12 protein-coding genes are annotated in these 14,473 nt (G+C 41.2%); 3 read left to right on the top strand and 9 right to left on the bottom strand.

What is annotated here, in order from left to right; translation table 11 throughout:
- Nucleotides 1-43: 43 nt before the first annotated feature.
- Nucleotides 44-1,000, bottom strand: a complete 957-nt coding sequence (locus HWV03_RS05755; protein WP_211678887.1) for a hypothetical protein — start codon at nucleotides 998-1,000, stop codon at nucleotides 44-46.
- Between the two features lie 356 nt (nucleotides 1,001-1,356).
- Here HWV03_RS05755 and trhA point away from each other — a divergent pair, with 356 nt between their 5' ends.
- Complete coding sequence (gene trhA / locus HWV03_RS05750) at nucleotides 1,357-2,043, top strand: PAQR family membrane homeostasis protein TrhA (RefSeq protein ID WP_211678886.1); 687 nt, start codon at nucleotides 1,357-1,359, stop codon at nucleotides 2,041-2,043.
- Nucleotides 2,044-2,072: 29 nt separating this feature from the next.
- Here trhA and HWV03_RS05745 read toward each other — a convergent pair whose 3' ends face one another.
- The 7 genes from HWV03_RS05745 to HWV03_RS05715 all read right to left on the bottom strand — a co-directional run bounded on the left by HWV03_RS05745 (nucleotide 2,073) and on the right by HWV03_RS05715 (nucleotide 11,522).
- Nucleotides 2,073-4,745: a nitrate reductase gene (locus HWV03_RS05745; protein WP_211678885.1), complete on the bottom strand. Its 2,673-nt coding sequence runs from the start codon at nucleotides 4,743-4,745 to the stop codon at nucleotides 2,073-2,075.
- Between the two features lie 242 nt (nucleotides 4,746-4,987).
- The gene (locus HWV03_RS05740) at nucleotides 4,988-6,709 is read right to left on the bottom strand and encodes a phospho-sugar mutase (protein ID WP_211678884.1); all 1,722 of its coding nucleotides are present in this window, start codon (nucleotides 6,707-6,709) and stop codon (nucleotides 4,988-4,990) included.
- 322 nt (nucleotides 6,710-7,031) lie between these two features.
- Nucleotides 7,032-7,661, bottom strand: coding sequence for a LysE family translocator (locus HWV03_RS05735; protein ID WP_211678883.1), 630 nt, complete (start codon nucleotides 7,659-7,661; stop codon nucleotides 7,032-7,034).
- Between the two features lie 165 nt (nucleotides 7,662-7,826).
- Nucleotides 7,827-8,036: a PhzF family phenazine biosynthesis protein gene (locus HWV03_RS05730; protein WP_211678882.1), complete on the bottom strand. Its 210-nt coding sequence runs from the start codon at nucleotides 8,034-8,036 to the stop codon at nucleotides 7,827-7,829.
- A gap of 19 nt (nucleotides 8,037-8,055) precedes the next feature.
- The gene (locus tag HWV03_RS05725; RefSeq protein WP_211674479.1) at nucleotides 8,056-8,331 is read right to left on the bottom strand and encodes a putative quinol monooxygenase; all 276 of its coding nucleotides are present in this window, start codon (nucleotides 8,329-8,331) and stop codon (nucleotides 8,056-8,058) included.
- Nucleotides 8,332-8,553: 222 nt separating this feature from the next.
- Complete coding sequence (locus HWV03_RS05720; protein WP_211678881.1) at nucleotides 8,554-10,152, bottom strand: BCCT family transporter; 1,599 nt, start codon at nucleotides 10,150-10,152, stop codon at nucleotides 8,554-8,556.
- A gap of 245 nt (nucleotides 10,153-10,397) precedes the next feature.
- Nucleotides 10,398-11,522: a DUF1800 domain-containing protein gene (locus tag HWV03_RS05715; RefSeq protein ID WP_211678880.1), complete on the bottom strand. Its 1,125-nt coding sequence runs from the start codon at nucleotides 11,520-11,522 to the stop codon at nucleotides 10,398-10,400.
- A gap of 176 nt (nucleotides 11,523-11,698) precedes the next feature.
- On the opposite strand from HWV03_RS05715, the gene HWV03_RS05710 reads away from it, so the two are divergent.
- The gene (locus tag HWV03_RS05710; RefSeq protein ID WP_211678879.1) at nucleotides 11,699-12,550 is read left to right on the top strand and encodes a tetratricopeptide repeat protein; all 852 of its coding nucleotides are present in this window, start codon (nucleotides 11,699-11,701) and stop codon (nucleotides 12,548-12,550) included.
- Between the two features lie 58 nt (nucleotides 12,551-12,608).
- Here HWV03_RS05710 and HWV03_RS05705 read toward each other — a convergent pair whose 3' ends face one another.
- Nucleotides 12,609-13,493, bottom strand: coding sequence for a LysR family transcriptional regulator (locus HWV03_RS05705; protein WP_211678878.1), 885 nt, complete (start codon nucleotides 13,491-13,493; stop codon nucleotides 12,609-12,611).
- Between the two features lie 116 nt (nucleotides 13,494-13,609).
- On the opposite strand from HWV03_RS05705, the gene rhtB reads away from it, so the two are divergent.
- Nucleotides 13,610-14,233 (top strand): homoserine/homoserine lactone efflux protein, encoded by a 624-nt coding sequence (rhtB, locus tag HWV03_RS05700; protein WP_211678877.1) that lies wholly within the window; start codon nucleotides 13,610-13,612, stop codon nucleotides 14,231-14,233.
- Nucleotides 14,234-14,473: the final 240 nt, after the last annotated feature.

The following is a 14,473-nucleotide window of genomic DNA, read 5'->3' as shown; positions in this document are numbered from 1 at the left end:
CAAATTGGTAATTTTCGCTAGTAGAATACTCTTTTACGCGATATTAATCTAATACTGTTAACGCACTTAATGTCACAATACCAACACGTCCAGCACTCCCCCAACTGGCTTCAGCCGTCAGTAATAATTGCTGTTCGCCTTGCCAAAGAATACTTTCCCATTGTCCGTAAGGCGTAAGGTTAAAACGCTTTGCAACATCCCAATTCAAGTCTTTATTTTCAACAGGAATAATCCAAATGAAGGGATGTTTGTAAATCATATTGCTATCATAACCAAGTAAAACCAGCTGACCTGTGTCAGCATTATAATCTGCCGCTGTTATCAACCCGTCCACATTCAGTGTTTGGTCTGGAATCACTGGGATCACCTTATCACTTGCTGTACCGCTAGTAATCTCAATTAAATCTAGACGATACAAGCGACTTTGAAAGTTCGTCCAATTTTTACTTAAGACCCACAGTTCTTCATCAACCACAGCCGACGCCTCACAATCATAATCATGCATATACATGGTTAACGCTTCTTCAGGTTTATCCGCCATTGAAAAACGAGTGGTGTTAATCGCAGCAATACTTGAACCGTCCTCCGCTGTCATAAGTGCGTCAGTATCTATGTTAATAATGGTGCGACTGTCACGGTTTCCCTGGTTGTTACCGCAATCCATAACAAATAGATTACCGGAATCTTGCGCTAACGATTCCCAGTCATAGCTGATGACGTCATTGACATAGACCTGTTTAATAACCTTCCCTGTTTTCTCATCTATTTGATATAAATTAGCACCGTCCCCACTATCATTAGCCGTCCAAGTTTGCCCGCTAAATTGAGCCAGCGAAGAGCTTTCCTTCACACTATTTTGTAGTGATGTTTGTATTTGGATCTCAAGTACAGGATAGTTTTGCAGAGGTCTTGACCAATAAAAGTGGCCTATGACAGCAACAACGCCTGCAATCAATAAGCCCCACACGACTATTTTCGATGTCAATTTCAATGCTGTCATAATTATTCTCTGCTATTTTCTGTGATATCAATGATCGAACTATCTAAAACCTTCATTTTAAAATAAAAGTACAATTATATATACCCAAGCTACTTCAAAATACAAAATCAGCAAATCGAATGGAGAAAATATTCAAGGCTTGAAGTCGAGGATACCTTCGTTCGGCTGCCCTGCTCGTCTCTGGTATAGCATCAGAGAAGTAACTTGGGTATAGCATTGATAATAGTCCTTAATATTATAAAAAATCATTTTATAATATTTTAAAAAAATAGAATGAATTTATTGCCTTTAAATTAAAATACTTTAAGCGTACACTTGTACGTCTAAATGGTAGAACAACTAAACGAGGATGATGTATGCCAGACAGTGCTACACCAATAATAACGAATATAGGTACGGTAGCCGCCCCTTATAGTGTAAAAGAAGAAGCCGCGAACACTTGGTCTCATATCATCGGTGCATTACTGAGTATCGTCGCGCTTATCGTACTATTAGTACCCTCAATACAACAAGCTGATCCTTGGCGTATTACCAGTTTTAGTATTTATGGCATCTCGATGTTTTTATTATTTTTTGCATCAAGTGCTTACCATTATGCAACGGTTCCAGCGACTAAAGCAAAATTAAAAACTCTCGACCATTGCGCTATTTTCTTGCTAATAGCTGGGACTTACACTCCACTATTACTCATTGAATTGCGTGGTGTATTAGGCTGGAGTATCTTTGCTGTGGTCTGGTCAATGGCGATATTTGGTATCATAGCTAAAATCTATTGGGCTGAACGATTTAAGAAGGTATCGCTGTTTTTCTATCTTATTATGGGTTGGTTAATTGTTTTTTCTGGCGATGAATTATTAGGTAAACTCGCCACCGGCGCACTGTATTGGCTGATTGCCGGTGGACTTGCTTATTCAATTGGCGCAATCTTCTATGCCAATAAACGTATTCCGTATAACCACGCTATTTGGCACATATTCGTGTTACTCGGTAGCGCTTGCCACTTTGTGACAATTTACCTTTATATACTGCCAGCAAGCCACTAATCCGATGAGTTAAATCTCTTAGCAATGAATTAACTCACCAGGGTAATGGCAATTTCACAACTTGCCATTACCCGTTTAATTTCGGGAATACAAGAACCACACCCGGTCCCCGCTTTGCTGCAACCGCTAACAGCTTCAACAGTATCAGCGCCTGATTCGACGGCTTTAATAATGTCATTCTCCGTCACTTGATGACATGCACATATCATACGACTTGACGGGGTTTCCGCTTCTCCTTTTAGCGTTGCACGTAAACCGACATCCGGCGTTAACATGGTTAAGCTGGTTAACCAAGAATCATCATCAACATCATTAGCAGGGGTTACCATTAAGCTGACATCCAAATTGTCCTGAAAGCTCATAGCAAAACGGTATTTCTGTTCGGCTGCATTGTTATAATCAACTTGCTTGGTCATATAGCCATTATACAAGGCTAATTTTAATTGCTGAAAGAAAGTCGCAGGCTCAGCAACACTCGCAAGATAATATAAGAAACCTTGCTCTAAACGACGCTCAACCCAATAATCCACCATAGGTAATATCTTAGCAACTTGTAAACGACGTTGACTCCATAACGCAGCACGAGATGAATGTGACCACGCACTGACGCTCACGGGAGTATACTTGTTTTCCGGTTGTCCAGATAACGGATCGGTATGTCCAGCTACTAAACTAGAAATAGCACCTGCACTGGCGTTTTGACGACTCCAATGAATCGGTAGAAATAACTCACCAGGGTTTTGGCTCACCGTGGCATGTGTACGTACTAGAAGCTTACCTTGTAAACTTTCAACCGCAACTAAGCTACCGTCAACAAGACCGCGTTCGGTGAGATCTTGTGGGTTAATCGACAATAACGGTTCAGGCATATGACCGTTAAGTTTTGTTGCTAACCCTGTTCGGCTCATGCTGTGCCATTGGTCACGGTTACGACCCGTATTTAAAATCATTGGATAATCTTTACAGACTTCACTTGCCGCTGATTTGTAATAAAGCGAGATGAAATTAGCTTTACCAGACGGTGTTGAAAACTGGCCATCAGTGAATAATCGCGCTTGTGACTCGTCACCATGTATTGGCCACTGCATAGGCTGGTGCTCTTGATAATCTTGTTCTGCTAATACCGCGATATCTAAACCTCGCGGTAAAGTTTCTTGTTTAAATCCGGTCATCTGCGCATATTCAGAAAATACGTCTGCTTCGCTGTCAAAACTAAATGCTTTACCAAACCCCATGCGTTTGGCTACCTCAGCTAATAACCACCAATCGGCTTTTGCTTCACCCACACTCGGTAAGAAACCACGTTGACGCGATATACAGCGTTCTGAGTTAGTCACGGTACCGGTTTTTTCACCCCACCCCTGCGCAGGTAACAATACATCGGCACAGGCGATGGTATCTGATTTAGCAATACAATCAGAGACAACCACCAGCGGGCAATTTAATAACGCCTGCTGAATTTTGTCAGAATCCGGTAAGCTTACAACAGGATTGGTACCCATAATCCAAATTGCTTTAATCTTGCCTTCGTGCACTTGGTCAAACATATCAATAGCTTTGGCACCAGTATTTGTCGCCAATTTATCGGTATGCCAGAATTCACTCACCAGTGCATGACTTTCTGGGGTAAAATCCATGTGCGCGGCTAGCATACTGGCAAGGCCACCCACTTCACGGCCACCCATGGCATTAGGCTGACCGGTCACAGAAAATGGACTAGCGCCCGGTTTACCAACACGGCCTGTCGCTAAGTGACAGTTAATAATTGCATTTACTTTGTTCGTACCACTGGTCGACTGATTGACACCTTGACTAAATAGCGTCAAGGTTTTATCAATATCAGTAAAACGACGGAAAAAAGCCATCATAATATCGAGTTCAAGATTACAGAATTCAGCCAGTTCAGCCCAACTTGGTGTTGATTGATAAGCAGACGCGAGTGCTTCTTCAAAACCTTCGGTATGTTGAGCGATATAATTGAGGTCACATGCATTTTCTTGATCAAGAAATTCTAACAAACCATTGTAAAGTGCGACATCCGTACCCGGTCGAATAGCTAAATGCAAACTCGCTATATCACAGGTGTCCGTGCGACGCGGGTCGATGACAGTTATTTTCAAATTCGGATTTGCCATTTTCGCCTGTTTAATACGGCGGAATAAAATGGGATGACACCAAGCGAGATTCGAGCCCACTAAACAAATATGTTCAGCTTCTTCAATATCGGCATAACAGGCAGGTACTGCATCTTCACCAAAGGCTCGTTTATGAGCGACAACAGCAGAAGACATGCACAGACGTGAATTAGAATCAATATTACTGCTGCCGATGAAACCTTTCATCAATTTGTTGGCAATATAGTAATCTTCGGTAAGTAACTGACCCGATACATAAAAGGCTACAGCATCAGGGCCGTGCTCGGCAATCACTTTGTTAAACGATGATGCAACATAGCTTAATGTGGTTTCCATACTCTGCGCTTGGCCACGAATATAACATTCGGTAAGACGTCCTTCTGGGACTAGGGTATCGGCTAGCGTTAATCCTTTAGAGCAAAGATTACCTAAATTGGTTGGGTGTGATTCATCACCACGAATAGTAACGGAGTTATCTTGATTTACTTGCGCTTCGACACCACAACCGGTACCGCAATAAGGACATGTCGTTTTAACCCACTTGGGTATTTGTTTTAGCTTCTGCATATGTTCATCCTTGTTTACGCATATTCATATTCATTTATATATAGATAAAGCAAAAATTCAGCCAAGTCTATAATTTTGGGGGAAGTAGGCGTAGATCACAAGGAAAATGTATTTAAAATACGTGAAAATAAGGGTTACAGTAAATTTTAGTACTTTGAAATAAGGTTTTAAAGGACGATAGTAGTGCTTGAAATAGCTAAGCGCACCAAATTAGTGCGCAAAATCATAATAATAAAATCGACTTACTGAGGCAATGATGCCTGATGAACCAAAATAAAGGCATCCATCTCGGCCTGAGCTCGAGCCTGAACACTATCTAAACTATCTTCAGCGGTCATGGTTTCGACCACTTCATAATAACATTTGATTTTAGGTTCAGTGCCTGACGGCCTAACAATAACGCGCGAGCCACCTGCTAACTTGAAGATAAGCACATCACTAGCAGGTAAATCAATTGACTCTGTAGAGCCATCTTTAAAGATTCGTAGACCGCTGCTAATATCATCCGTACTCAAAACCAGTTTATTAGCAATCTCTGTCGGTAGATCTTTACGCAGACAATCCCCAATGTTCGGCGTCGTCGGTTGAAGGGCTATACTCACCTGAGTGTTTAAGTGAAACCCATGCTCACGATAAATCTCTTCTAACCGATCCCAAACAGTCTGTCCTTGGCTAGCCAACTCTGCCGTTAACTGGGCAAATGCCACAAGTGCAGATAAACCATCTTTATCCCATACCATAGAGCCAACCATATAACCTAAGGCTTCTTCATAGGCAAACAAACACTGGTTATCATCACTTTGCTCAGCCATAGCCACATTCGTTAACCACTTAAAACCAGTCAGGGTTGTCAAACAAGTAGCACCTAGGCTAGCTGCTACTTTCGATAATAGACTAGAGGAAACAATAGTTGTGCAGGTTAAACGATTATGTTCACTTGCGTGGTTCATGAGGTAATGACCCAATAATACGCCGACCTGATCGCCAGTGAGCATCTGATACTTACCAGTCTCTGTACGCACAGCCACAGCAAACCTATCTGCATCAGGATCGTTAGCACAAGCCAGCGTTGCATCATGCTTCTGCGCCTCGGCAATAACAAGATCCATCGCACCTTTCTCTTCAGGATTAGGGAAATTGACTGTCGGAAAGTCTCCATCAGGCTCTCGCTGCAACGCCACTGAATAAACCTGAGATATCCCTGCATCGTTAAGCACTGTTTCGGCCATTTCGGCGCCAACACCATGCATGGCAGTATAGGATAGGCTCACTAACTCTGGCCGGGTATGATTCTGCAGCACAGCTGCATCCTTTATCCCTTGGCGGTAGCTTTGATAGTAATCATCCTCCAGCATAATAAGTCGACCTTCAGCACACGCGGCTTCAAGTGTCAGTAAACGAATACTTTCTGTTGCTGCCTTATCTATACATGCTGCGATTCCTGAATCATGAGGCGGAATGATCTGTGTACCGTTACCCCAATATACCTTATACCCATTATACTGAGGCGGATTATGGCTAGCAGTTACGACAATACCCGCAGCGGCATTAAGGTGAGTTACCCCAAATGCAACTAACGGTGTCGGCGCTACCTTACTGGTCAAATAAACTTTAATTCCCATTGCAGCGAGTACACCTGCAGCATCGTGGGCAAACTGCTTTGAATCATGGCGGCCATCGAATCCAATGACAACACCTCGAGTCTCAATATCTTTTACCTGTTGTTTAAGGTATGCACCTAAACCCGCAGAAGTTTGTTGTACTACTAAGCGATTCATTCTCATAGGACCAGCGGCAACAATACCTCTAAGCCCAGCAGTACCAAATGCGAGCCGTCCCGAAAATCGTTGCTGCAACTCAGCTTCATTATTGATATCAAGAAGCGCCTGCAATTCCTGTCGAGTACGGGGATCGGGATCGCTTTTAATCCAATGATTAACTTTAAACTTTAAATTTGTATCCATAATTCACTTCACCTGATATCAATTGTACTGCCCAGCCAAAAACCCGACCAGCAAATGAAAATAATTATCATTACACTAAGCCTAGCATCCATAGAGAACAAGGAAATTTTCACTTTAGAAGAAAAGGTAGATAAAAAAATATGATATTAATCATCATAGGTGGATTACTGCTCAAACAAAACAGACAAGATTAAATAATTTCAGATCGTAACGGCATAAGTACCCGCTGAGGCACCTGGAGAAGTCAAAAATTTGCCATCATCAAATACCAAAGCTAGAATTTTCATCGTGTTTTCTTTTGTGGCTACAGATAAACTTAATATTACTTACTTATCGCCAAATACGCACCTGCTGCGATCATAATACTACCAGCACCTCGGTTTAATCGCTGATGTGCCGCTGGTGTCTTTAGCATTCCAGCCATTCGACTCGCACCTAAAGCGATCAACATCAACCCAGACATCAAGGCAATCGATGACAAGACGGATACTAACGCAATATCTTGCGCCGTTAGTACGGTCAGATCGATAAACGTTGGCAAAAATGAAATATAAAACAAGATCACTTTCGGGTTTGAGGCTGAAATTAAAAAACCTTGAGTAAAACTCGCTAACATTGCTTTTTCTTTCTGCGCTGTTGTTTCAGCTTGAATGTCACTTTTAATCTGAGGTAAGGCTTTCAGCATTTTATAACCAAGATAAATCAGATAACTGGCACCTAAATAACGAATAGCGGTGAATACTTCGGACCAGTTCTCAGCAATGGTAGCAAGACCCAAACAGGCCAATATTAGATAAAGCACATCACTACCAATCATCCCCATTGCGAGCATGATACATTTTTTGGGGCCATCGACCATGGCTCGCGCCAAGATCGCGAATACACCCGGTCCAGGCGTGATACCAAAAATAAATATCGCGATAAAAAATGTAATTGCAGACTCAAGTGACATTTACAGTTCCTTATAAATAGGTTTTTTTATAAATGATTCAGCACAATAAAAATGACTACATCATAGCCATTCATCGAACCGATTTTATTCGCGACGCCACCCACTTTAACACTGGTTATCTTAGCGTCCTGAAACCAACAGATGCTGTGATAATCGACGCACAATTCATCGCCCTGCCTTGTTCAAAAATATAGTCATTGGTGGTGGTAAAAAAGACACCTCAAAATCGACTTCATCATTCGACACAAAGGCCGTTTCAGAATAGCCAACCGCTTGCGCTACCTTTAGCTTTTGCGCATCTGATAGCTTATCGGCATTAAGCACCACGCCCGCAGGGTTGCCACCAGAATCTCCTTTCTCTGTATTCACTGACATATTGTTAACCGATTATAACTTACTCAAGTATCTCATAATGTCTTTCTACATTAGCGGCAGCCTTGCCCCACGCTGAGTTTTTAACCCTAGCTTGGTGCTGATCAAACGCAGCCTTATTAATGAATTCTTCATACACATCGAAACGGTTAAGGTTAATTTCAGATTGAGTGACGTTAAACATCAAGCATCCTGGTTCATTACGCGTTAACTCTTTATGACTTATTAGCGCTTTCTTAACCGCAGACAAATCAGCCGTCGGGACTATGATAAATCCTTTTAGAATTACTTTATTCATCCATATCTCCGTGTGTATTTAAAATAACCCATATCCTAAAATATAACGTAAAACACACCGTTGAAATTATAATGCGTGAAATTTGCGATCTGACTAGAACAAAAAACGGCCTCAAGCATACATTTGAGGCCGTTGGCGTTCACCAAATGACATTTTAAAAGATGCCATTTTCAAACTTAAATTTAATACTTAAGCTTTAACACTTAACTTTCAATTCAGTTTTTACTTGTATAAATGGCGCTCTGAGTTCAGACCTTTAATGAGGCTGACACACATGATTAGCAATACAAACGTAAATGGTAATGCCGTCGTTACAACACCGGCTTGCAGAGCTTGTAGAACTTCCGTACCACCCACCCATAGCATAACACCCGCAATTGTACCTTCTACAGTGGCCCAAAAAATGCGTTGTGGCACTGGCGCGTCAATCTTACCGCCCGATGTGATGCTGTCGATCACAAGTGAACCAGAGTCAGATGACGTAATAAAGAAGATTAATACTAAGATAATCGATAATACTGATAACACATCACCAAACGGCAGTGCATCGTATACGTGAAATAAAGACAGTGAAATATCAGTTAAACCATTGGTACCCAATTCACCGACTTTATTAACAACTTGATCGATAGCAATACCACCGAACGTCGCCATCCACACAAGTGTTATTAGCGTTGGAATAAAGATCACCGCACAAAGAAACTCACGTACTGTACGGCCTTTAGAAATACGTGCAATGAACATACCTACGAATGGTGACCATGAGATCCACCATGCCCAGTAGAATACAGTCCAACCGTGCATCCACGCTGTATCATCACGACCATGAGGATTACTTAAACTAACAAAGTTTTGTGCATAAGCAATAAGGGTTTCAGGAATTGATACCGTTATCACATCAAAGCCAATGATCATGACAAAAATAAGTAATGCGAACGCAAACAGCATATTGATATTGCTCAATACTTTAACGCCACCGTCAATACCACGTATAACCGAGAAGATCGCAATTAAAGTCACAAAGGCAATCACAATCAATTGTAAGCCAATACCGCCATCAATACCAAACACGTGATTGATACCACTTGCCGCTTGTTGCGCGCCTAGACCAAGCGATGTCGCAAGACCAAATAACGTCGCAAGCACAGCCATAACATCAACAATGTGTCCAGCCCAGCCCCACGCTCTGTCACCAATTATCGGATAGAATACCGAACGAATTGATAGCGGAAGTCCTTTGTTATAAGCAAAGAAAGCCAATGATAAGGCAACGATACCGTAGATAGCCCAGCCATGGATACCCCAGTTATAAATCGTTGCGGCAAGTGCTAACGATTTTGCTTCAGGCGTTAGTGGCTCAACATTAAATGGTGTTCCCCACCAGTTAGTGAAGTAAGCCGTCGGCTCTGCAACCCCCCAGAACAACAGACCAATACCCATACCTGCCGCAAATAACATCGCCATCCAAGAAATGGTTGAATGCTCTGATTTTGCTCCTACACCACCAATACGGATCTTACCAAGCGGCGATAAGATCAATACCATAGTGAAAAAGACAAAGAAATTAGTCGACCACATAAAGAACACATCAAAGTCTGCCATGATGCTATTTCTAACACTGTTTAATGTTTCTTTAGCGGTAGTTGGGTCAACGAGGAGGAGTGCGGAAAGGAAGAAGAAAATGAGGCCGGCGCTAATGCCGAATACGGGGTTATGTATATCGAAACCCCACTTTTGAACGTTATCTTGACCGACTTGGTAGTCAGTGGTTTCAATACTATATTTGTTGAACGTACTATTTTTGTTTAACGAGCTATCCATAAATTATGCTTGAGCATATATCCTGCAATACTTTTTAATCGAAAAGTAAAAACGAAAAGTTCACCAGTTATAACCATGGTGATACCAATGATAAAACGCTTAACAGGGTAACAAAAACGCTATTGAAACTCAAATAAGCTCTATTTATAGCGTTTTCAACAATATAACGGAATGAAACACATAAAACCTGCATATATACATCTATAATCACTTATAGCATGCGTAATATCATACCAGTGAAGTGGTTACACCTTGACGTCATCATCGAGTAAGATAGCTTGTACAACGGCAGCTAAATCACCACGTATACCTTCGCCATTGTCATTAAATACCGTTGCAATACGTTTAATATAATCGGATGATGGATTTGATGACACCAAGCGCTGGATTAACTGGCGGCTAATAAAAGGCCCGACATTGGGATGATTAAATAATATATCGAGACTGATAAACAATTCCTTATCTGCTTTCATTCCCGCAGTGATACTCTGACCAAATAATACTTTTTCGTTGTAGTCATGCTGTTGAGGCGACAACGCCATAAAGGTGTCATAACGCCCACTACGACGATGACCATAGCGTTTATTTTCGACTAAATCCCAACCTGTAAATACCCGGGCTAAGTTTTCAACATCAGCTTGTTGATAGCTCGGAATTTTATTCCCCTGTTTATCCAAAATAACTCGTCCACTGATGTCTAATTGATATAGCCCAATACTGAATGACTGCATCACTTTACGGGCATAGTTTTCGTCTGGGAAAGTATTTTCATTAAGATTAGCTTTACGGTTACCTTGCATCGATAGGTAAACCCCCATCGCGGGCGACAAGGTGATATCTTGCAATAAATCACGGTAATTACCAAAGCTATGCTTCACGAACAGATCGTAATACCAAGCTAAACCATCACCGTATTTAGCCAATGTAGACTCTTGGCTCGACACAACAAAGATCTGCGACAAAGCAAATGCCACACGCTGACGTAATTGATCTTTCGCCGTTAACGCATGTTCTAGCCAAACTGACTCTTGTGCTTTTAAACAAACACGATCTTTTTCCTGTTTAGTATTACTCACGCTATTAACGTTTAAATTACACTTATTATCAGCTGAATTAAATTGTGCCGTTAACGGATAATGCCAACTGGGTGCCAATTGCATCTGCGCAGTAATCCATTGCTGGCGCGTGATTTTCTGAACACTTAGCAATATTTCAGCTGTTGGCCCAAAACTAACTTGATACGATAATTTTTCCGCCTCATTACCACTTTCCGTAGTCACTTCCGTATTAGTGCTGGCAAACGCAGAGGTTGAATTTAAACAAGCAAGCAGAGCACAACTGATACCATTTATAAATAAAGATTTACTCATCCTAGAACACATCCTTGATACCGGTAACCATCAATATATGTTGTTTTTGTTTTGACGACAGTGATCAAGATCTCACTCATGGATAGATACACTAGACTTGATTATAGTAACTTGATCCCCCATATGTCTTTCATATACCGAATTTATATCTATACGCAATTTGACGGAGTTAATCAGTGCAGAATTATATCCTTGACCTTACCAGTGACAATTTTCAAGAGATCTTACTACAAGGTAAATACTCGCAGCCAATCGTCATTGATTTCTGGTCTGAACGTGCGCCAGAAAACCAAGTAAGTGCCCGCCTATTAAATATCGCCCAAAGCTTAAATGGCCAAATAATCCTTGCCCGATTAAATTGCGACCGTCATCCTGAATTAGCTCAGCAATTTGGCATCAAAAGCCTACCGACGACAGCCATCTTTAAGGATGGTAAGCCCGTTGATAGTTTTGTCGGAGAGCAAGAAGAAGCAGCGATTCGTGAAATCATTAGTCGTCATTTACCAAAGCAAGAAGAAGTATTATTGCAACAGGCACAGATGTTGTTAATGGACAGTAAATTTGCAGAAGCAGTGCCACTAATGGGTCAAGCTTACGAACTGGCACCAGATAATAGCGATATCAAAATAGCTTATGCGCAAGCATTACTCGGTTCACATCAAGTTGAAGCCACTGAAGCATTACTTGATACATTTGCTGAAGATGAACAACAAAGTAACCAATATAAAACGCTACGTTCACATTTAGAGACAGCTAAAAAATCAGCTGAAACACCGGAAATCATCGCATTAACAGCTGCGTATGAAGCAAACCCAGATGATTTACAAGTGGCTTATGATCTGGCACTGCAACTTCAAATTGCCAACAAACATAACGATGCGATGGTATTGTTATTTAAGATCTTAAGCACGGAATATGATTTCTTAGAGGGTGGCGCAAGAAAAGTTTATTTAGAATTATTATCGGTAATGACTGATGCAGCACTAGTGGCTGACTACCGCCGTAAACTCTATAGCTTGATGTATTAATAACTTAACCCAAAGCCCTGATATACCTAGATCAGGGCTTTATTGTGCTTTACAGCCCCTATGGTGCAACAACATCAATCGATTCAAGCTCACTTAAGTGCTTCATAAATAGTTCCTGTAGCCTTGGCTGGCGGGGATGATAAGCATGCATTAACACCATTTTTCGATCATACTTTTTATCAGGAATAATGACCGTGGTAATGATTTCTTTAAACTGCTCTAATCCTGCCCAGATTGGCACCATTGACACACCCACCTCTTCAGAAACAAGTTGAGCTATCGCTTCAAGTGAATCGAGATCGAAGATCGTATTTTTGGTCATCCCTTTTTCAATCATATATAATTCAGACATCTGCCCTCCCCAACAAGTAGGGTCATATCGTATATAAGGGTTATTATCCAGTATTTCAGTAAGGGAACCTTCGATGCTTTTATGATGAATTAGAGCCAAGGGTTCATCTCTCAAAACCCAGTACCTCAACGATTTAGGTATCACAGAGGTAGGCATGACCATGATTGCTGTATCAATATCACCATTGATTAGACTCCGGTATAAATCAATCGAATTACCCGGTGTAATATGAAACTTTGCTTCAGGCACCGATGTACGAATTGACTTAAGTGTCGCCGGAATAAAAGCCATTAGCGAGGTAGAATTAGCTCCGACCCTTAACGTGCCACTAAACCCTGAACCCTGAACGACTTCAAGTAGATCTCTAGCCTCCCTGACAAGGGATTTAGCTTTTGGAAGAATGGTCAAACAAGCATCGGTTGGCTGTACCGTATTGCCAGCTCGGCTGAATAACTTACATTTAAATTCACGCTCGAGTGACAGAATTCTCTGGCTGACTGCGGCAGCGGTTATCATTTGTGACCTTGCTGCCCCAGCAATTGATCCTTCCTCTGCAACAGCAATCAGGCTATCAATAAATTTAGTATCCATCACTTTTCCTTACGAAGAAAGAAACATAAACATGCTATGCCTAACGAACAATGCTAATTAAACTAGCTCCAATTACAGCTCAAGTCCAGAGCTGTCACGATTAACCGGAGTAATCTATGAATTTTGATTTATGGCTAGCATTTTTAATTGCCTGCATCGTACTGGCTATATCCCCTGGTGCAGGGGCGGTAAATAGCATGTCTATCGCCATGAAACATGGCTTTAAGCGTAGTTTAATCTCTAATCTTGGATTACAAGTTGGTAATATCATTAATATTACAATTGTAGGTGCAGGGCTAGGTGCATTACTTGCCCAGTCTGAGGTCATGTTTTTTACAATCAAGTGGGCAGGTATTATTTACCTGATTTATCTAGGCGTCCAGAAATTCAGAGAAAGTACCACCGACTGCAGTGAATTAGAACGTAGCCAAGATGAAAGCGCATGGAAAGTGTTTACTCAAGCAATATTTATCAACATAACCAATCCTAAAAGCATTGTTTTTCTAGTTGCCTTATTGCCTCAGTTTATCGAACCATTAGGCTCACACTTACAGCAAATGCAGATTCTTGGTATTACTATGGTCGTTGTTGATATGATTGTAATGATGGGTTATTCAATATTAGCGGCCAGAGTCACTCACCTAATACAGAGCAAACGCCATGTTATGATTCAGAACCGAATTTTCGGCTGTATGTTTATTGGCGCAGGCTCATTACTGGCAGCGATCAGTAGAAATTAATGTTCGCTTTTAATCAATCCAAAACTGTCGTCTTAAATATTAATTGGAAGGCAGCTTAGTTTGTCGGATAAGAGGTGTTACACCAAAACACCTTTTATCCGCATTCCGAAAAATATACATATGCTTCAATTTCACCAAATAATACTTATGGCGATTCAAACCAACGCAGCATTTTACTCCACCAACGTTCAACATTTAATTATATGAGTCTACGTAAATAAATTAGTTAAGAATAAAAAT

The organism is Moritella sp. 36, assembly GCF_018219415.1.
Lineage (GTDB): Bacteria > Pseudomonadota > Gammaproteobacteria > Enterobacterales > Moritellaceae > Moritella.
Note: the sequence above shows the minus strand (reverse complement) of the source record. Positions and strands in the feature narration are given on the sequence as shown.

What these genes read in the sequence shown, in the direction of transcription:
- HWV03_RS05755 (WP_211678887.1), bottom strand. Translation starts at nt 1,000, where the DNA reads ATGACAGCATTGAAATTGACATCGAAAATAGTCGTGTGGGGCTTATTG.
- trhA (WP_211678886.1), top strand. Translation starts at nt 1,357, where the DNA reads ATGCCAGACAGTGCTACACCAATAATAACGAATATAGGTACGGTAGCC.
- HWV03_RS05745 (WP_211678885.1), bottom strand. Translation starts at nt 4,745, where the DNA reads ATGCAGAAGCTAAAACAAATACCCAAGTGGGTTAAAACGACATGTCCT.
- HWV03_RS05740 (WP_211678884.1), bottom strand. Translation starts at nt 6,709, where the DNA reads ATGGATACAAATTTAAAGTTTAAAGTTAATCATTGGATTAAAAGCGAT.
- HWV03_RS05735 (WP_211678883.1), bottom strand. Translation starts at nt 7,661, where the DNA reads ATGTCACTTGAGTCTGCAATTACATTTTTTATCGCGATATTTATTTTT.
- HWV03_RS05730 (WP_211678882.1), bottom strand. Translation starts at nt 8,036, where the DNA reads ATGTCAGTGAATACAGAGAAAGGAGATTCTGGTGGCAACCCTGCGGGC.
- HWV03_RS05725 (WP_211674479.1), bottom strand. Translation starts at nt 8,331, where the DNA reads ATGAATAAAGTAATTCTAAAAGGATTTATCATAGTCCCGACGGCTGAT.
- HWV03_RS05720 (WP_211678881.1), bottom strand. Translation starts at nt 10,152, where the DNA reads ATGGATAGCTCGTTAAACAAAAATAGTACGTTCAACAAATATAGTATT.
- HWV03_RS05715 (WP_211678880.1), bottom strand. Translation starts at nt 11,522, where the DNA reads ATGAGTAAATCTTTATTTATAAATGGTATCAGTTGTGCTCTGCTTGCT.
- HWV03_RS05705 (WP_211678878.1), bottom strand. Translation starts at nt 13,493, where the DNA reads ATGGATACTAAATTTATTGATAGCCTGATTGCTGTTGCAGAGGAAGGA.
- rhtB (WP_211678877.1), top strand. Translation starts at nt 13,610, where the DNA reads ATGAATTTTGATTTATGGCTAGCATTTTTAATTGCCTGCATCGTACTG.